Consider the following 17,279-nt stretch of genomic DNA (forward strand, 5'->3'; position numbering starts at 1 on the left):
GAGTCAGAAGTGGAAAGCTTGCCCAATAAAGGTTTCATTTTTCAAGACTGCCCGCAACTGGTGTGGCGGTTGCTATAAATCGACGATTTGTCTGACTCATATGATGTCCGGCAAATCAACCATTATATGTCAATACGGTTCAGTTAATGTTTCTTTGTCATTGCGAGCTTTGGGCGAAGCATAAGCCCTTCGGGCAAGCTTCGCCAACGCAGTATCTATTTTTCACATAGTTTTGTCTCTATGACTATCTTATCTGAACCGTATTGCATTATATGTTCGTAGTAAGGACTTCAGTCCTTATCCGTTTACCAATTACCAATTATACTAAATCCGGGTTATCTATCCCCTTTATAAATCCTCCGTTTGAAGTCAGAGTCTTTGGGATTGCTTCACTTCGTTCGCAATGACAATAACGGGGTGGTAAACCCGGATTTGGTATTACCAATTACCAATTACCAATTACCAATTACGGTTTCAACGATGAGCCAAGATTTACCAGAACAAGGGACACTCAAAATACTTGTAGTGGATGACCACGAACTAATCTTAAGCGGAACGATCGACTTGCTGAAACGGCAGTACCCACAAGCCGAAATCCTTACCGCTAAAACAACCCAGAATGCTCTGCAACAGGTCGAAGCATTTGAGCCTGACCTCGTTATTATGGATCTTTCCCTACCAGAAACCTTCGGGCACACTGCCGAAATCAATCGAGGCATAAAAAGCCTGGGAACTTTAATGAAAAACTATCCCACCCTAAATTTGGTCGTGCAAAGCAGTTATGTCAAGGCACTGGTGCGGCTTAAACCAGACATCGATGCTCATGAAGGAGGGTTTACCGTAGCTGACAAAGGACTTTCCAGCCAGGAGATGTTGAAGCGGATTGACTTGGCACTCAAAGCAGTTACTCATACCAAAGATTTGAAAATGCCGCCAGGGGAAGTCAAGCCAGAGTGGCTTGAGGTACTCAATCTCGCTTTTGAAGAAGAATTGGAAGATAAAGTCATTGCCGATCGCATGAACGTATCTCTCAGAACGATACGCCACTACTGGACAAAAGTTCAAGACGTTTTAGGCGTTTACCCGGAAGATGGCAAAAGTCTCCGCATTCAAACGGAAAAACGAGCTAGAGAAGAGGGGTTTATTGATTGACCGATTTGGTTAAGGAAGAAACTATTGTTACCCACTATTTCGAGCAAAATTAGAAAAGAATTTACCATCTGGTCTGTAGGAACACTACCAGGAATTGTTGCTATAGGGCTGATTGTACTCGTTCGTTTGAGTGGAGCGCTACAATTGATAGAATGGGTAACTTTCGACTCGTTTCTCCGTCTGCAACCATCCGAACCGATCGACCAACGAATTGTCATTGTGGGAATTGATGAAGCCGATATCCAACGTATAAGAAATTACCCCATACCCGATCGCGAAATTGCCAAACTGTTAAGAACTTTGCAGAAGTACCAGCCCAGAGTTATCGGTCTTGATATTGTTAAAGATCTACCCGTTGAACCCGGTCATGCCGAACTGGTTGCAACTTTTAAAGATATCAAAAATCTGATTGTGGTGGAAAAAGTCTTACCCGTTGCTATCAAGCCACCCCCCGAATTACCCCCAGAACAAATCGGTTTTGTAGATGTCCTTTCCGATGATGACGGCAAGGTCAGGCGTGCTTTACTGGGAGCGAAGAGACCTAAAGACGATAAAAAATATGTCTTTTCCCTGCCTTTGCGACTGGCAGAAACCTATCTCAAAGCTGAAGGAATTAAACTTAGCAATGGCATTCGCGATCGCAAGGCGATGCGGTTTGGTTCGACTGAACTTCCTCGCTTTTTGCCCTATTCTGGAGGCTACGCGGGAAGTGATGATTTTGGCGTTCAGCTACTCCTCAATTATCGCAACGGTCGGGAACGATTTCGCACGCTATCCCTTCAAGATATTAACGATATTGAAGCCACCAAAGGTAATCCTAATGTGCTGCGCGATACCTTTGGCGATCGCATTGTTCTAATTGGGGTAACTGCTCCTAGTATTAAAGACTTTATTAATACTTCTGCGATCTCTAATTTACAACCGCCTGGGAAAATTTATGGCGTAGAATTTCATGCCCATGTTGCCAGCCAAATCGTCAGTGCAGTTCTCGATGGACGACCCGTTTTAAAAACCTGGTCGCAGAGTTGGGAATATCTTTGGATTGTCGCTTGGGGCGTTTTAGCTATTTATCTGGGTCGGCTGACTCAATCTCCATTAAAAAACCTCGTGTATGTTGCCGCTGCCAGTCTTGGGTTAGTTGGAATTAGTTATGCCTTCATCGTCGGGGGATGGTGGATTCCCGCAGCACCAGCTTTATTAGTTTTGGTCATTAATGGTGCAATCTTGAACACTTTCTATCAATACGATCGATTTTTGAGGTTTCAGATTGAGATCCGCCAACACACCATTGAACGGACATTTGTTCTAATTCATAATGGTCCTCTGCAAACACTAGCCAATATTTTGAGGCACGTTCAAGACCAAGATTTAGAAGCAAATCGATTGCTCGAAGAACTGAAAAATCTGAACTGGGAAATCAGAGAAGTCGGCGAATACCTAAAACTAGAAGCCCTCGATAGAAAGGAAAGTCTCCGTCTAGGCAGCGGTCTAATCCTAGACTTAAATATCCCAATTCGCGACCTACTCTATGAAGTCTACAGCCATACACTCCAGCGCAACTTTCCTTCCTTTAAAACGCTCAAAGTTAAAGCTTATTCGTTCGAGCCAATTGAAGAGCAATACTTAAGCATGGAACAAAAGCGAGAACTCTGCCAATTTCTGGAAGAAGCACTGTGCAATGTCGGAAAACACGCTAAAAAATTGACCCGTCTTAGTGCTACAGGCAAGCAAAATGAAGGCTGGTACACCCTAAGCATTAAAGATAATGGATCTAGCATTTGCTCTTCCTTTGAAGGTCGAGGCACAAAGCAGTGTCTAAATCTAGCGAAAAAATTAAAAGGAAAATTTAAGCGAACCTGTCTCGGAGAGAAAGGAACTTTGTGTGAGTTAACTTGGCCAATTGCGGGGAGAAACTGGAATTTTGCTAGTATAGCACGTAACTTCAAAACCAAGATTTTGAAAGGTAGGAGTTAGACCTCTCGTTAAAAAAGTGAAATTGGATTAATTGAAAACATATATATGTTGAGCTAAAACCCTAATAGGAGGACACTGTGAGCATTGAACAAGCCTTACTGGAGCAAATCCGATTCCTCACCCCACCCAAAGCAGCAACAGGAAGTCCTGGACTTTGCAGCCTTCCTCCGGCAGCGATTGCCTGGCGTCTCGAAAAAGAAGCGTATACCCGGATTGCGTAAAGGAAAGGCCTATTGGATGGCAGACGACTTTGATGTTCCGCTTCCAGGTGAAGACGAAGACTTACCGCCTACCGCCTACTAAATCGAGTTCGCGATCGCGTTAGCTTCTACGAGCATTTTGCCCGGATGTTGGGGATGAGCATCGACAAGAATAGTTTTTGCGATCGCCGACTTATTCAGCAAGTCCTACTTACCCATTGCAGAGTTGTGCAATGATAACTACCTTAAAAAGCAACAGGAAATACCAACTTAAGCAATTAACTTGGCACAAACTACTCTAGTTCGATCTAATCTATTTATTTATTGTAGGACTAATACTAATATTAATACGGAGAGAGCTAGGGTAGCCGAGAAGTTTTAATATAATTGTCCTTGAAAAATCTAGGTTTTTCACGGAGGAGCATTTATTTTCCGCAACAACTATGTCAGATGTTCTGTCGATCGAGCGATCGCGTTTTCAGTTGTTCTGACTCGATGGTGTCAAGCAACGCCGGTTAATTACACTGCTTTCAGGGAATGACACATGAAAAAGATTCTAGCGATTGAGGATGAGGAAGTAATTCGGGATAATATTCTCAAACTCCTAAAGGCAGAAGGTTTCGAGGTGACGGGTGCAGAAAATGGAATGCAGGGTTTATATGCGGCGATGTCAAATCCTCCCGATGTGATTCTTTGCGACGTGACGATGCCGGAACTTGACGGGTACGGGGTGCTGGCGGCTTTGCGATCGAATCCTGTGACTGCTACAATACCTTTTGTGTTTCTCACTGGTAAAGCCGATCGCTCCGAAATGCGGCAGGGTATGGAATTGGGAGCCGATGATTACCTGACTAAACCTTTTACTAAAGCTGAACTTGTAGGCGCGATCGCGAGTCGCTTGAAAAAACAAGAAGCCTTCGCCGAGCAGTACAATAATTTGCGATCGCAAAGCAGCGAATCGATCCAAGATCCTGAACACGAATTACATACGCTGAAAACAAATTTTTGGTACGCTTTGTCACGAGAAGAATTTCAAGTGTACTATCAGCCACAGGTCAATCTCCAAACTGGTAAAATTATTAGTGCAGAAGCTTTGGTGCGCTGGGTGCATCCTGAACGGGGGCTGATAAAACCCGCAGAATTTATTCCGGCTGCTGAAGAAACTGGCTTTATTGTACCCTTGGGCGAGTGGGTGTTGCAGACAGCTTGCAGGCAAATTAAAGTTTGGCAAGATGCCGGTTTTTTGGGGATGCGGGTAGCGGTTAATTTGTCGCCACGCCAATTTCACCAACCGGATCTGTGCAGCAGAGTCGCCCAAATTTTAGCAGACATTGGTTTGGAGCCGAGCTGTTTAGAATTAGAACTGACTGAAAGTTTGATGGTGCAGGATGCGTCGGGGGCGATCGCCCTTTTAAAAAAATTGAAAAGTTTGGGAGTTTCTCTATCTGTTGACGATTTTGGAACAGGCTATTCTTCTTTAAGCTATCTGACGCAATACCCCTTTGATATTTTAAAAATAGACCGCTGTTTTGTCAGCAACATCACAGATGGTTGCAGCAATGCAGCGATTGTCAAAGCTATTATTGAAATGGCGCACAGTCTCTGTCTAGAGGTAATTGCAGAAGGAGTTGAAACGGAAGCAGAAAAAGATTTTCTCTGGCGCTATGAATGCGATGTCATACAAGGATATTTGTTCAGCCCTCCTGTGCCGGCAGCGGATTTTGAACAGTTGCTGATGGAAGGCAAATGGGAGCATCCCGATTTTGCAAATAGACTACCAGCAGGTAAAATCAAGAGAATAGATCGGGAAAAAAAAATCAGCCTAACCCCCGAAGAACAATTACGGTTATCAGCCTGTATTGACGAGATAGCGCAAATCCTCTACAGGAATACAGATTCAGCAGAAATAGCGACCTTAGAAGGTCTTGAGAAAGTAGTACGTCAACAGATGCTAGAATATGTCAGCCCCAAAGTTGCCCTTTTTTTATCCAAAAAGTCACCAAAACTGTTACAGGGCGATCGCGCACGCTCGCATGAATATTGTGAGATTAGGTGACTCTGATTCACAGGTTGAACAACTTCCTAATCAATTAAGGCATCGGGAATTTGATGTTAGCAGTGTTGATAATCAGTTAGGACAAAAAACTCAATTAGCAGTTGAAGAATTTAAAAAGCAAAAAGGGCTAAGTTATGATGTCAATCCAGTGGTTCTTTAACAAACGCATCAACATCAAACTATTCACCAGTTGTGCCTTGAGTTTAACGCTGATTGTAACTCCGGTAGTTCTGGCGGGTTATGCACCTGGCGATCAAAAGCCTGTCCCTCCAGAGAGAAGATCGGATGGAGGAACGACCAGAGGATGTTCTGGAGGATATCTGCCGTTAACCGTTCTCGCCTCTGTGAAATACGTCGGACGAACGATTTCTCGACATCCTACGTTCGCTTGGTTTGTGCCTAATGATTCCGCCTCCAAGCCCATAAAATTCACGATATACGAGTGGATTCCAGGCGCTAAACCCAAAGAAGTTCGTCAGATGTCCTTGCAGAGTTCACCGGGAATTATGAAATTATCCCCGTTCTCGAATAGCGAATTAGGGTTGCAACAGCAGAAACAATATCTTTGGCAAGTTGTTATCAATTGCGACCCAGATAACCCATCAGGCGATCTAGTAAGCGAGGCAAATATTGAGGTTGTAGCAATGCCTGCTGCCGTGCAAAGTAAACTCAACAGAGCAGTAAATAGCGTTGAGAAAGCTAATATCTATGCTGAGGCAGGTTTATGGTACAACGCGCTAGATGAAGCGCTCAAACTAGCCCAAGCGTCGAAACTGGGAGAAGTGGGTTCAACTTTGTTAAAAGATTTGGCTGTGTCGGAAGCACCAAAAACCACTTCACAATTGTCACCAAAAGAACGGGATGCCCGCGCAAAACAAATTGAAAACTTGAAGCAGATTGCAGATAGCGCGCGCTGAAGCAGATTGCAGATAGCGCGCGCTGACATACTTAATAAATTCTACTTTTTAGCAACATTTTAGTTATGACCTATCAGGGTAAGCTCATCTAATGTTGGGTCTGATTAAACAAGAGCGAAAGCGGCATCGGGAAAATGCCGCTGTCGAGCGAGAAATTTGGGTGTCAACTGCTTACAGCACTTCCGGATGTTATGAGGTACAGTAGCAGCAATTAGTAAACCAGTTTTTAAGATGTTTCGGATTAATTAAGTCAAGAGCCACAGCAATTATCCTGTCAACCATTTTAGTGCTACTTGGTGAAAACTGTCGCAATAAAGATTTGAGTTGCGACCACCATAATTCAATAGGATTAAAATCAGAAGAGTAGGGGGACAAACACAAGATAGAAGCACCCACTGCTTCAATCATAGGCTTAATTGAATCTACTTTATGCGCTGGTAAGTTATCAATTCACGTCTACTGCTCCCGACCACAATTGTGGCACTAAACATTGCTCGATAAATACCTCAAATGCTTGGCTATCCATCGAGTTGTCTATGGTCATTAATGCCACTACTTGGGTGAGACTAATTGCACCAATTACTGTGACTTTTTGGCCTCGATAAAAAGGTTTGACTGCATAGGCTCGCTTTCCCTAGTTGGGAACGTGCATGACTTCTGCTTAAACCTAGCCATACTCCAGTCTCATCTAAAAAGACTAGATTTTTGGGATCGATATCCTTAACTTTTTCCCAATACTCTAATCTTAACTTCATGACTCTTTCTCTGCCTGCTTGACTACTCCTGACTGTTTTTTTTTATGATTTAATTCCAACTTCTGTAAGGCACTACACATTGCTGTTCTGCCTACCCAATTTCCTGTCTTTTGGGCGAATAACTCACACAATTCTACCAAGGTTGCATCGGGATGTGCTGCCACTATTTCTCTTAATTGTTTTGACGCAGTATTTAAATGACTGAATCTGGGTTTCCCCCTGGGTTTAGGCTGTAAATTTCCCTCGATTTTTTGTTGCTTGACAAGTTTTTGAACTAAGCTTTTACTGCAGGCAAATATTTCTGCTGTTTTTCTGATCGACAGCTTCTGTTCTAAATGGGCTGCTACTATTTTGGCTCGCAAATCTACTGAGTATGCTTTCATTGGTATATTATTTTTAGTTGATTATATTGTACCTCATAACATCCGGAAGTGCTGTATTAGAAAGCTTACTTCTGTACGATTTACTACATACCTCTCTTTTGTCACTTTCGGCAGAAAATAATCTGGGATGGTTATAGCATAAGACTTTTACCAAAAACCTTGATTTCAGCCATTCTGTTGGAAAATAAATGCTCAAATCCTTGATCTATATACAGTTGAAAATTTGGCTCTTATTTTTAATTTCCCAGAGTGACAAAATAGGGGTAATTATCACTGTTAGTAACCAAGCGGCAAATATCGTTGGCAAGTTATCAAAATGCGCTATTGCCATGCTGGCCCAAACTGAATATAGCGTTATCAGGCAGGAGGGAGAATGCGGCTACACAACCAAGGCTTTAACTGTAGCCCTTGAACCAGAAACAGGGTTAACTTGGCAGGGAGTCAAACTCGGCCTTGAAAATTGCGGCTATCGCGTCCAAGTTAAGTTTTAGCTTATAATACGATAACCAGTGCATTTGTTATTAAACACATGCACTGGTTATTATTTGCGAGGGAAAGCGTTATAAAACTTTTGCGCTAACTCTATCTACCGTCAAAGCTTTTTGGATCACCAACAAACCCATGCTATTGCTGTGTATAATAATACACTCAACTTTTATCGTAAGCAGGTGGCCGATACTCGAATAATTCTTGCTCTCCCGCCGCAAATTTAGACCCATCCCTCCCAGAAGCAGGCCGAGCAAAGGACGCTTTGTTGCGAATCCCCTGGATATCTTCAGAAGAACGCTCAGACGACAGCACAAACTGAGTTCTCTGATAACGCAGATCGGCCAATTCAATTTTACCAGGTCGCCCTTCACAATAAGCTCGCTGGGCACAGCGTTTAACTGCGATCGCAATTTCAGCACTCGTTGCTCCCGCATAATCAGATAGTAGCGAATACCACTGCCTGTCGCTCCAAAGGTTCTCTTTTCCTTCCCCAAATTGCTCTGGGAAATACTTAGCCAAATGCAAATTGAAAATCTCATAGCGAGCGCCGCTGTGTGGCAAATCCACAAACCAGATTCCGCCGTCGTCAAATCTGCGAATAAGTTCAGCCGGCAGCATTTCTAAGCGGTTAACAGTAGCTAACATTAACACGGGGCTTTCATGCTCCTGCATCCAGGTGAGCAATTTCTGTGACAGCCGCCTAGCTACACCGCCATCAGCATTTGATTCCCAGCCAGAAAAACCCTTGTCAAAATCGTCAAAAAATAGCACGCAGCCGCCCAAATTATCCGCTGTATCCAGCATTTTGTTGAGAGCGCGATCGGGATTAGAGGAACCTAGAATATTGCCCCAACTTGCTGCTAAAAGCGCATAACCTAGCTTCTTAGCAGCTAGCTTTGCACTCAAACTTTTGCCCGTCCCCGGCGGCCCCCACAGCAGCATTCCTTTGGGAGGTCTGAGGTGATATTTCTTGGCCTCAGCTTCTGACAGCTTTACGACTTCGCTCAAATAAGCGTCTAATAAATCTAAACCGCCAGCATGAGGCACGTCTGGAGAAGCAATGAACTCCAACCCCTGGTCTCGAAGTTGCGATATTTTATGCTCCAATACCAACTGTGCGATATGAACCACTGAAGCGGTCACAGAGAGCGATCGATCTAACACTAATTCAATTTCAGCAGTTGGCAGCCCTAGACTAGAAACAGCCAGCCGTTTTTTAGCAGCTACCGCATCTGAACCAAAATCAAGGGAACAATTGCGATCGCAAAAATTATCTACAAGAACTTCGACTTCAAAACGATCGGGTAACGGACATTTGAGTAGAGGAATTAATGGACTTAGCTTTGATGGCAGTTGGATGTACTCACCCAGCAGTACCCAATATTGGTTTGCCCAACGCCCTTTCAGCTCAAAGAATGCGTTAGCCAATTGAGAATAACGGCGGACAAGAGGCTGTTCGGTACTGTCTGACTCCAAAATGTCCTCTAACAAAAAGATACCGGGGCAGTCATTTTCCAGCAGAAATTGCAGGACATCACTCTCGACAGATAGCTCAGTTTTACATAAGACGCATTCACTATTATACATCTCCGAAATATCTGAAACGCTTGTCATATCAGAATGACAACCTAAATTCGGGAGAGGTTTATCCAAACACCGCACCTGTTGAAGAGTTGCATAGCCAGGATTCCAATAATAAACAGGTAAACAACACTCACTGGCGTACTGATGAAATGATGACAATATTTTTTGGCGATCTGCACTGTAATATTCCAGGGCAAATATTGGAGTTTGAGGGACTCTTAAATTAGACGAAATAGTGAAATATTTCATGAATTTATACATCTAAATAGAGGATGTTCAACATAAAACTTTAACTAACATAATTAAAATTTAGCGTCCTGCTAATGAGCGAAGTTTTCCCCCTCAATTGGAGGGGGTAATTGTGCCTAACGGCACTAATAAATTGATGTTATGCAAGTTAAATTGTTAATCATGGTCACAAGTAAAAAGCAAACTGCAGCCACTCCCATTCGCTCTCATTCACCAGTGCCTGCTAAATCTAAGCCACCTGAAAAACAGAACAGTCAAACAGTTAGCAGTAACAATGGAGCAAAATCAAAACCTCAACCTAACCTCAGCCCGGAGCAACTTGCTGGCGAGCTAGTCAAACAGATTCGCAATACAATTCATAAGAAGTACGGTGTGACAATTCAGCGTCGCGATAGCCGTATTTCGACAAAGGTTGGCCACGCAATTCGCGAAAAACTGGGATTGGATATTCAAGCTCAGTTGAACAAGCGCAACGGCAATGGCAATGGTAAAAAGTTCGACTGGCAAGAGTGGAACAATACTGTGTTTCCCAAGCTAGTTGGCCGACCCGAGGAACTCAAGTATGATGTCGAAGTTGTTGCCTTAGCGATGAGCCAAATTTACGATACAATTGCTGACAACCCGCAAGCTGCCATTGCCGATTTAATGGAGTTCAATGCTCAAAGCTTAAAGCGTCGCAACGAGTTAGCTAAATCCTCAGAAGAAGATACTGAAGAACTCGATGAGGACGACGAACTCGATGATGAAGATGATGAAATTGATGACATACTCGATGAAATTGATGACGAAGACGAGGAAGGCGATGAGGATGAGGATGAGGATGATGACGATGAGGAGGATGATTTTAGTTTAGACGAAGAGGAAGAATTTGAGGAAGACGACGAATAATTGCTAAAGTTTGATTAGAAAGCTCTGCTGAAAAAGCAGAGCATTTTTTTGCCTCTATCGAGGCCTTTTCCACGAATCGCGATGCTGGGTAATGATTGTCGCCACCGTCCGAATCAGGACGCTCTGGGAAGCAGACCCAACAAATTCACAATCAAGGAAATTTTGACCTTGATTGTGAATTTAATTTTACCCACTCACCCACCCCTATTTTTTTTGAATTAATTGTAATTAGCAGACTGCCGTCGCTTTAGTTGTGAAAAAAAACACGCTTGAGGGTTAATCATGGCTAATCGCAAATCAGCTCCAACTCCGATGCAAAAGCAATTTGCAGAAACTCTTGAAGAACAGCGCTTCGAGATGTTTTTGCACGTTGCCCGCGAGTTAACGGGACGTGCCAAACAACGACAGTTGCAGAAAGGTAAAGCTCTTGACTGGGAAGCGTTCAATACTTGGTTTAACAAGCAATATGAAGGCTGCTCGGCTGACGAGATGCTTGAAGAAATCTTGAGCAACGTTTACTGGCTTTCATCTGAGCAAGCAGTGATTGATTTGCACTTCCGTTATATCGAATCGGCAGTCAAAGCTTCTCATAAGAAAAAGGCAACTGACGATAATGAAGAGATTGATGATTTTGTCAAGTAATCAATGACGACCCCCGATAAAGGGGATAAAATCCTGCTCCAAGCAGGATTTTATTTGCCCGCCCACCCACCGCATCAGTTCGATTTGCGACATTTATGATCGCATTCTCAGAAGGATTTAGTTAATAGCGCTTGGAGTAATAACTTAAATGTCATTCTGAACCCTTGACGGAGTTTACCATTGAGCGTCGTAGGAAAGCTTCCGCCAGTAATGCGAATAATCTCAAACCTTTGCAACACAGTTACAAACCGTAAGTTATGGTTAATTGGTTTTATCCGAGAATGTAGGTTGCTCAATAAGTCAGCGTAAAACCGTTTGGCCATAAATTAAATAACTGTTTTTGTTAAAAGGTTTTGATATTAAACGCGATCACGTTTGAGAGATGTTCCATTTGCCAAGTATCATCATCAGAAATTTGGTTTTGAAACCCCGTCCTTCGCTTGACGGCTTTACAAAGATTTTACATTGAGTCTAGCACAATATCACAATCGAAGTGTTAGACTGTGAGCATGACGCTCAAAGCCTTCAGCTATCGATTCTACCCAACTCCGGAACAAGAGAGTTTGTTGCGACGGACAATGGGTTGCGCTCGTTTAGTATACAACCGTGCCTTAGCCGTAAGAACCGAGGCATGGTACAAAGACCAAAAACGGGTAGGGTATGCTGAAACCTCTTCAATGCTAACCGAATGGAAGAAAACAGAAGAGTTAGATTTTCTGTCGGAAGTTAGCTGCGTACCGTTACAGCAATGCTTGCGACATTTACAAACGGCTTACACCAATTTTTTTGATGGGCGGGCGAAATATCCCAACTTCAAGAAAAAACGCAATGGTGGTAGCGCAGAGTTTACCAAATCTGCTTTCAAGTTTAAGGATGGACAAGTTTACTTAGCAAAGTGTGCCGACCCATTGCCAATTCGTTGGAGCCGGATGCTACCTGTCGGTTGCCGACCATCAACCATTACGGTGAAGCTTTCACCATCTGGTAGGTGGTCAGTTTCCCTGTTGGTGAATGTTGAAATTGAAGCATTACCTCAGTCAGGCAGTCAAGTTGGTATTGACTTGGGCATTACAAGTTTACTCGCTCTTAGCACTGGTGAAAAGATTGCCAATCCCAAAGGATTCAAGGCAAAATATGGCAAACTTAGAAGAGCGCAGAAAGCTTTAAGCCGGAAACAGAAAGGGTCAAACAACCGTCACAAAGCACGACTCAAAGTAGCGAAAGTACATCAAGAAATTGCTGATGCAAGAAAAGATAACCTTCACAAGTTAACAACGCGGTTGGTGCGCGAAAACCAAACCATCGCCGTCGAGAATTTGGCTGTGAAGAACATGATTAAAAATCCCAAACTTGCCCTTGCCATAAGTGATGCAAGTTGGGGCGAATTGGTCAGGCAACTTGAATACAAGTGTAAGTGGTACGGTCGTACTTTAATTAAGATTGACCGATGGTTTCCGAGTTCAAAACGGTGTGGCAATTGCGGACACATCGTTGACAAGATGCCGTTGAATATCCGGGAATGGGATTGTCCTAATTGCGGGACGCACCATGACCGAGACATCAACGCGGCAAAGAATATTTTGGCGGCAGGGCTTGCCGTGTCAGTCTGTGGAGCGACCGTAAGACCCGAACAGAGTAAATCTGTTAAGGCAGGTGCGAAACCCCGTAAGGGACAGAAGCAGAAACCTAAATCGTGAGGTTTGGGAATCCTCGCCGTTCTACGGCGGGGTGGATGTCAAGTACGAACATATTCAGCATTTTCTCACCCTCACAATTGAAACTGTGGTAATTTTTGGTTACGGTGGCTTAATTGTTCACTATATCGCTACGCTGTTAGCATCGAAGCGGATGAATCATTCTGAAAAACTCACAGCAGAAATTGCCAAAAATTTTGTGCCTTTTCTCAATGAAATTGCTTCCTTTCCTGCTGTTGCCGAATCGGCAGCAACTCCAGAACCCACAGAAGAACAGCGCCTCAGCTTTTCGCTACAAGTTAAAGCCGAATTTGCTTCTAATATTGAACTTGATACCGAAACATTAAATCTACCCTTCATTCAAGTCGATAGCCTCACTCTCCGACAATGCCGCACCGTTATTCGAGCGCTCAATTCCACTCTCCCACGAAGTGAGCATATTCGCCTTAAACTCAACAAAAAAGATGTGCCAGCCGATTCGTTAAAATTTCAAATTAAGAAGCACTTTGAGCATCGACCGCAGCAAGTTGTCTCCCTAATTGAGCAAATTTTGAAAGTTAGTTAGCACGCTCGGGGAATCAACAAGCCAATTAGTCTTTTATTTCAAAACAACTTATGGTAACGATTTGATAGAAAGTTTTTTTGAATGCACCCTCCTTTTCCTGACCAAGCTATTAGTTACTTTCTTCAGCGCCAAGGGGAATCAGACCCTTGCCAATCTGTTCGCTCAACTCGTTGAGACTCAATCCCCGTTCAATTGTGATCGCACGAATTTCCTCCATCCTACCGACGTTACCTAGATATAAGCTACATAGCAGCATATCTGCCGGCCGCGAAGATTTTTTGTGCGGTTAATTGCAAGTCGGGAAAGATTGATGAAATAAGCCGATCGTCATTTTGAAACAACTGTTTTTGATACTCGTCATCTTGCAGCGTACAAATTGTAACTGTTGGCTGTTTTGGTTTGCCAATATATTCTCTGCCACCAATGCCCAAATAGTCAACAATCCAATACTCAGGCACTCCAAGCAGGGCGTAATCTTCAACTTTGCGGGCGTAATCGTTTTGCCAGTTGGTGCTAACGACTTCAGCAATCAGTTTAATTGAGGAACCTGATGTAATTACAGGTTCTTGTTGCCACAAAGGTTCATTAATTAGTCGAGTTTCATCTAATACCAGCACGTCAGGGCGAAAAGCTGTTGCTGTTCCTAATAGTTTGATGAGACAGCGAGGGGGGATAAAGTAGGGTAGATCCAGTCTGTCAATTTCTACATTCAGTTTTCGTCCCAGAAAACCGGATACTTGTTCGTGCGGCCCTGTTGGTTCCATTTCGGTTAATTCACCATCAATCAGTTCGTAGCAATCGCTGTCGCCGTAGTTTGTAATAAATTCATCAACAGTTATAAGCTTTGGAGGTGATTGAACCATTGTGTTTTTTCCTCATCCGACGGCAATGTACATCTTTATTCAAAGCCCCGCCATACCTGAAAGATTGGCTGTGGGTTGTTTGCGACTTTGTTCCTCGGCGTCAGTCAAAGTAATCTTGCGCCTGCCAATCTGTTCGATCAACTCGCTCAAACTCAATCCGCGCTCTCTAGCAATAGCGCGAAAACCTTCCCACCCCGCAGATGTTACCTGAATGTTCCTTTGCTTTTTTGGCTCCTCATATCGAGGTTCGCCTCCGCCTAACTTTAAATTAGCTAGAGAGTTGGGGTGGAGCTGCGTTCCTTTGCTTGGGGGCATTTTGCAACATTATCCTTTCGACTTTTTTCTTTATTATCCCACATTACGAGCAAATTTCCGTGGTACTATAGGTAATATGGAATCAACCTATACGAGTCAACTTCTTCAATCTGGTGTCGGGCTTTGGGGCTGGCAAGTCAGGGGTTGACTTATCTCAGGAGGCACTAGGAAATGCACCCAACTCAGGAGACACCGGGCAGCGAGCAGCGTCAACCTTTAGTAGTTTTGCGAGGCTCAACCCGAAAGCACCACCACACTGTTGCAGACTCCCTGCGGATTCACCCAGATTTCCAAACGCTCATCCCTCCTTTGAGTGCGAGCGAGTTTGCTACCTTAGAAGCCAGCATTCAAGAGAAAGGGTGTCGGGACCCTTTGGTGGTTTGGGCTGAGGAAAAAATTCTCATCGACGGTCACAACCGCTATGCTATTTGTACGGCGCACGGCATCCCCTACCAAACTGTAGAGATGTCTTTCGACAGCCCTAACACCGTCAAAGTTTGGATGCTCCTCAATCAACTGGGCCGCCGCAATCTCACGTCTGAGTCAGTCAGCTATTTGCGCGGCACTTGGTACGAACTCACCAAACAGTCCCGCGGCGGAGACAGAAAATCAAGTGGTCAAAATGACCACTTGAAAACAGAGACAAAGTTGGGGGCACAGTTCAAGGCATCCCCAAAAACAATTCGCAGAGACGCTCAGTTTGCTAAAGCAGTAGACACTCTGAGTTCCATTGGAGGAGAGGATATGAAGTGGAGAATATTGAGTCGCTCTGCGGGGATGACCAAGAAGCAGGTCATCGCTTTGGCGATTGACGCTCGCAGCAATCCGGCTAAGGTTGCAAAAACTTTACAGGGGCGCGACAAAAAAGTAAAACCTGAAGGTGAACTTACCATCGCTCACCACCTGACGCTCAAAATTGGTTCCTTGGTGGAAGTGTACGCGCCCGATCGCCAAGACGTTAACGGCCGGTTGGGGCGCATTCAGTCAGTGGGCGAGAAAACCGCCACTGTGTGGATGCGACACATCCCTACCATTACCATGCAGTCATACACCTTCAAACACTCAGCTCTCACTGCTGTGCCGCTCGAAAATCAACCGGGACTTCAAGAAATTTGCGATCGCACTGGCCGACTTCACCAATTAGGAAATCTAGATCCGTTTGAAGTAGAAATCCTGAACTTGTTAGAAAGAGCAACGGTTCTTACTCCCACCGAATTGCAGTATTTAGAACAGATTGAGAACAGACACAAGCTTGATTGAGTGGCTCATGGTGTTGCTGAATCAAATATTCGGGGAGATTTGCAGGCGGGGCTTCGTCGTCGTAATAGTAGATAAATAGACAACCGATGATGCTGTCGCTGTGTTCTAATAACCAGCATAAAGAAAGGGGTTTTTTAATTTAATTGATGACGTATTTTTCAAAGTCAAAGTTAGGTTTGACTAGCATTGAGGGGTCGATAGCTTCGCGTTCAGCAGCGAATGCTTGCCAGAGCGAGATCCTTTGCGTCGGTTGCGGTGGCTAGACGGTGGCTGTAAGGGGCGATCTGGCGATCGGCATAGTTGTGGCTGTCATAGTTTTTGGGGAGTGAATTTGCTCCGAAGGTGAAAGCCTTCTATTGTGTATTGGGATTTCGCGGGGTATTTTTACGCAAAATCGGAGTTTTTATAATAAAAGTTAATATATAGGGCTCAAAGAGGGAGGCCCAGAAACCGGGTTTTTTACGAAAATACTGAATCGCAGTGTTGAATCTGCTGAAAAACCCGGTTTCTTTAGTTGGCGGGTGCAGGAGTGGAAAGCAGGCTATCTACTCAATCAAGGAGAGGATGGAGGAATAGAATCAATATTTGCCAAAGCAAAGTTGAGCATTTCTTCTGCCCGATCTATTGTTTGCACTGCGTCTGTTTGTGAGATTTGTATATCAGCGTTATAATCAGCTTCTAATCGAGTTTTTTGAGCATCTATTAGGTAACGATGGAACTGCACCGGAACGCGGCCCGAACGAGCAAATTTTTGACCGAAACCGGCGATGACAGCGGAGTGGCGAGAATAAGATAATTTCTCTGACTCTAAAAATGCAGTGACTGTGTAAAACATCACATAATAAGCGCGGGAAGCGGCAGAATCAAAAAAGCCTTGCTCACATAAAACCCGTGCAGCCTGCAAAGTTCTATCAGCTTTATCAAGTAACCTTTGTTGCTCTGGGTTCAAATTGGGACTCCTTCGCGACGGATATTGCGAAAGAAACCGCTTTCATACTCTTGGTACTTCTGAAGTGTGGCAAACATACAGCTAATCACGACGGTATGTTCTAAGCATATATCGGCAATCAAAACAGAAATACGCTCGCTTTCTTGGGAGTAATTGAAGGGTTCTTTGAGAAGGATTAATATATCAATATCGGAGTCCGGTCTAGCATCGCCTCTGGCTTGGGAACCATAAAGAATGATTCGGATTAACTGTTCGCCATAAAGATTTTCTAATCCCTGGCGGATTTGGGCAATAATTTCTTTGAGTTGAACATTGATCGTTGAAGTTGGCATAGTTGTTTATAA

The 17,279-nt window shown here is 43.9% G+C and carries 20 protein-coding genes; 12 read left to right on the forward strand and 8 right to left on the reverse strand.

Going from position 1 to position 17,279, the window contains the following annotated elements; genetic code table 11:
• Positions 1–363 precede the first annotated feature (363 nt).
• The 6 genes from QUA54_RS09590 (at position 364) to QUA54_RS09615 (ending at position 6,299) form a co-directional block, all read left to right on the forward strand.
• Entirely contained in the window at positions 364–1,152 is a 789-nt protein-coding gene (locus tag QUA54_RS09590) for a response regulator transcription factor (RefSeq protein ID WP_333414326.1), read from the forward strand.
• 24 nt (positions 1,153–1,176) lie between these two features.
• Positions 1,177–3,126, forward strand: a complete 1,950-nt coding sequence (locus tag QUA54_RS09595) for a CHASE2 domain-containing protein (RefSeq protein ID WP_333414327.1) — start codon at positions 1,177–1,179, stop codon at positions 3,124–3,126.
• An 84-nt stretch (positions 3,127–3,210) separates the two neighbouring features.
• The gene (locus tag QUA54_RS09600; RefSeq protein ID WP_333414328.1) at positions 3,211–3,429 is read left to right on the forward strand and encodes a DUF2281 domain-containing protein; all 219 of its coding nucleotides are present in this window, start codon (positions 3,211–3,213) and stop codon (positions 3,427–3,429) included.
• 441 nt (positions 3,430–3,870) lie between these two features.
• Positions 3,871–5,382 (forward strand): EAL domain-containing response regulator, encoded by a 1,512-nt coding sequence (locus QUA54_RS09605; RefSeq protein WP_333414329.1) that lies wholly within the window; start codon positions 3,871–3,873, stop codon positions 5,380–5,382.
• Complete coding sequence (locus tag QUA54_RS09610; protein WP_333414330.1) at positions 5,360–5,542, forward strand: peptidoglycan-binding protein; 183 nt, start codon at positions 5,360–5,362, stop codon at positions 5,540–5,542. Before QUA54_RS09605 ends, QUA54_RS09610 begins: the two co-directional genes overlap by 23 nt.
• Positions 5,517–6,299 carry a DUF928 domain-containing protein gene (locus QUA54_RS09615; RefSeq protein WP_333414331.1) on the forward strand — a complete coding sequence of 261 codons (783 nt, stop codon included), beginning with the start codon at positions 5,517–5,519 and terminating at the stop codon, positions 6,297–6,299. The genes QUA54_RS09610 and QUA54_RS09615 overlap by 26 nt, the downstream gene beginning before the upstream one ends.
• Before the next feature lie 189 nt (positions 6,300–6,488).
• Here QUA54_RS09615 and QUA54_RS34435 read toward each other — a convergent pair whose 3' ends face one another.
• Positions 6,489–6,749: a transposase gene (locus QUA54_RS34435; RefSeq protein ID WP_445301542.1), complete on the reverse strand. Its 261-nt coding sequence runs from the start codon at positions 6,747–6,749 to the stop codon at positions 6,489–6,491.
• 301 nt (positions 6,750–7,050) lie between these two features.
• The gene (locus QUA54_RS09620; protein ID WP_333414332.1) at positions 7,051–7,437 is read right to left on the reverse strand and encodes an IS630 transposase-related protein; all 387 of its coding nucleotides are present in this window, start codon (positions 7,435–7,437) and stop codon (positions 7,051–7,053) included.
• A 215-nt stretch (positions 7,438–7,652) separates the two neighbouring features.
• Here QUA54_RS09620 and QUA54_RS09625 point away from each other — a divergent pair, with 215 nt between their 5' ends.
• Entirely contained in the window at positions 7,653–7,928 is a 276-nt protein-coding gene (locus tag QUA54_RS09625; protein WP_333414333.1) for a hypothetical protein, read from the forward strand.
• A gap of 157 nt (positions 7,929–8,085) precedes the next feature.
• On the opposite strand, the gene QUA54_RS09630 is transcribed toward QUA54_RS09625, so the two are convergent.
• Positions 8,086–9,759, reverse strand: a complete 1,674-nt coding sequence (locus QUA54_RS09630; RefSeq protein ID WP_333414334.1) for an AAA family ATPase — start codon at positions 9,757–9,759, stop codon at positions 8,086–8,088.
• Between the two features lie 141 nt (positions 9,760–9,900).
• On the opposite strand from QUA54_RS09630, the gene QUA54_RS09635 reads away from it, so the two are divergent.
• From QUA54_RS09635 to QUA54_RS09650, 4 genes are all read left to right on the forward strand, one after another.
• A complete protein-coding gene (locus QUA54_RS09635; protein WP_333414335.1) occupies positions 9,901–10,647 on the forward strand; it encodes a hypothetical protein in 747 nt (248 codons plus the stop codon).
• Between the two features lie 282 nt (positions 10,648–10,929).
• A complete protein-coding gene (locus QUA54_RS09640) occupies positions 10,930–11,289 on the forward strand; it encodes a hypothetical protein (protein ID WP_333359362.1) in 360 nt (119 codons plus the stop codon).
• A 509-nt stretch (positions 11,290–11,798) separates the two neighbouring features.
• The gene (locus QUA54_RS09645; protein ID WP_333414336.1) at positions 11,799–12,986 is read left to right on the forward strand and encodes an RNA-guided endonuclease TnpB family protein; all 1,188 of its coding nucleotides are present in this window, start codon (positions 11,799–11,801) and stop codon (positions 12,984–12,986) included.
• Entirely contained in the window at positions 12,943–13,548 is a 606-nt protein-coding gene (locus tag QUA54_RS09650) for a hypothetical protein (RefSeq protein WP_333414337.1), read from the forward strand. Before QUA54_RS09645 ends, QUA54_RS09650 begins: the two co-directional genes overlap by 44 nt.
• Before the next feature lie 109 nt (positions 13,549–13,657).
• Here the strand turns inward: QUA54_RS09650 and QUA54_RS09655 are convergent, their stop codons facing one another.
• The 3 genes from QUA54_RS09655 to QUA54_RS09665 are packed head-to-tail and all read right to left on the reverse strand — an operon-like array spanning position 13,658 to position 14,726.
• The gene (locus QUA54_RS09655; protein ID WP_333414338.1) at positions 13,658–13,804 is read right to left on the reverse strand and encodes a hypothetical protein; all 147 of its coding nucleotides are present in this window, start codon (positions 13,802–13,804) and stop codon (positions 13,658–13,660) included.
• Positions 13,791–14,411 (reverse strand): Uma2 family endonuclease, encoded by a 621-nt coding sequence (locus QUA54_RS09660; RefSeq protein ID WP_333414339.1) that lies wholly within the window; start codon positions 14,409–14,411, stop codon positions 13,791–13,793. The genes QUA54_RS09655 and QUA54_RS09660 overlap by 14 nt, the downstream gene beginning before the upstream one ends.
• 39 nt (positions 14,412–14,450) lie before the next feature.
• Complete coding sequence (locus QUA54_RS09665) at positions 14,451–14,726, reverse strand: hypothetical protein (RefSeq protein ID WP_333414340.1); 276 nt, start codon at positions 14,724–14,726, stop codon at positions 14,451–14,453.
• A 171-nt stretch (positions 14,727–14,897) separates the two neighbouring features.
• On the opposite strand from QUA54_RS09665, the gene QUA54_RS09670 reads away from it, so the two are divergent.
• Positions 14,898–15,986: a hypothetical protein gene (locus QUA54_RS09670; RefSeq protein WP_333414341.1), complete on the forward strand. Its 1,089-nt coding sequence runs from the start codon at positions 14,898–14,900 to the stop codon at positions 15,984–15,986.
• A 553-nt stretch (positions 15,987–16,539) separates the two neighbouring features.
• On the opposite strand, the gene QUA54_RS09675 is transcribed toward QUA54_RS09670, so the two are convergent.
• Together QUA54_RS09675 and QUA54_RS09680 are read right to left on the reverse strand one after the other, a co-directional pair.
• Complete coding sequence (locus tag QUA54_RS09675; RefSeq protein ID WP_333136428.1) at positions 16,540–16,935, reverse strand: HEPN domain-containing protein; 396 nt, start codon at positions 16,933–16,935, stop codon at positions 16,540–16,542.
• On the reverse strand, positions 16,932–17,267 hold the full coding sequence (locus QUA54_RS09680) for a nucleotidyltransferase domain-containing protein (RefSeq protein ID WP_333414343.1): 336 nt from the start codon (positions 17,265–17,267) through the stop codon (positions 16,932–16,934). Before QUA54_RS09680 ends, QUA54_RS09675 begins: the two co-directional genes overlap by 4 nt.
• Between the last annotated feature and the right edge of the window lie 12 nt (positions 17,268–17,279).

The organism is Microcoleus sp. MOSTC5, from assembly GCF_036701825.1.
In the GTDB taxonomy this organism is placed as follows: Bacteria; Cyanobacteriota; Cyanobacteriia; order Cyanobacteriales; family Microcoleaceae; genus Microcoleus; species Microcoleus asticus.

What these genes read in the sequence shown, in the direction of transcription:
- QUA54_RS09605 (WP_333414329.1), top strand. Translation starts at nt 3,871, where the DNA reads ATGAAAAAGATTCTAGCGATTGAGGATGAGGAAGTAATTCGGGATAAT.
- QUA54_RS09610 (WP_333414330.1), top strand. Translation starts at nt 5,360, where the DNA reads ATGAATATTGTGAGATTAGGTGACTCTGATTCACAGGTTGAACAACTT.
- QUA54_RS09615 (WP_333414331.1), top strand. Translation starts at nt 5,517, where the DNA reads ATGATGTCAATCCAGTGGTTCTTTAACAAACGCATCAACATCAAACTA.
- QUA54_RS09620 (WP_333414332.1), bottom strand. Translation starts at nt 7,437, where the DNA reads ATGAAAGCATACTCAGTAGATTTGCGAGCCAAAATAGTAGCAGCCCAT.
- QUA54_RS09630 (WP_333414334.1), bottom strand. Translation starts at nt 9,759, where the DNA reads ATGAAATATTTCACTATTTCGTCTAATTTAAGAGTCCCTCAAACTCCA.
- QUA54_RS09635 (WP_333414335.1), top strand. Translation starts at nt 9,901, where the DNA reads ATGCAAGTTAAATTGTTAATCATGGTCACAAGTAAAAAGCAAACTGCA.
- QUA54_RS09640 (WP_333359362.1), top strand. Translation starts at nt 10,930, where the DNA reads ATGGCTAATCGCAAATCAGCTCCAACTCCGATGCAAAAGCAATTTGCA.
- QUA54_RS09645 (WP_333414336.1), top strand. Translation starts at nt 11,799, where the DNA reads ATGACGCTCAAAGCCTTCAGCTATCGATTCTACCCAACTCCGGAACAA.
- QUA54_RS09655 (WP_333414338.1), bottom strand. Translation starts at nt 13,804, where the DNA reads ATGCTGCTATGTAGCTTATATCTAGGTAACGTCGGTAGGATGGAGGAA.
- QUA54_RS09660 (WP_333414339.1), bottom strand. Translation starts at nt 14,411, where the DNA reads ATGGTTCAATCACCTCCAAAGCTTATAACTGTTGATGAATTTATTACA.
- QUA54_RS09665 (WP_333414340.1), bottom strand. Translation starts at nt 14,726, where the DNA reads ATGCCCCCAAGCAAAGGAACGCAGCTCCACCCCAACTCTCTAGCTAAT.
- QUA54_RS09670 (WP_333414341.1), top strand. Translation starts at nt 14,898, where the DNA reads ATGCACCCAACTCAGGAGACACCGGGCAGCGAGCAGCGTCAACCTTTA.
- QUA54_RS09680 (WP_333414343.1), bottom strand. Translation starts at nt 17,267, where the DNA reads ATGCCAACTTCAACGATCAATGTTCAACTCAAAGAAATTATTGCCCAA.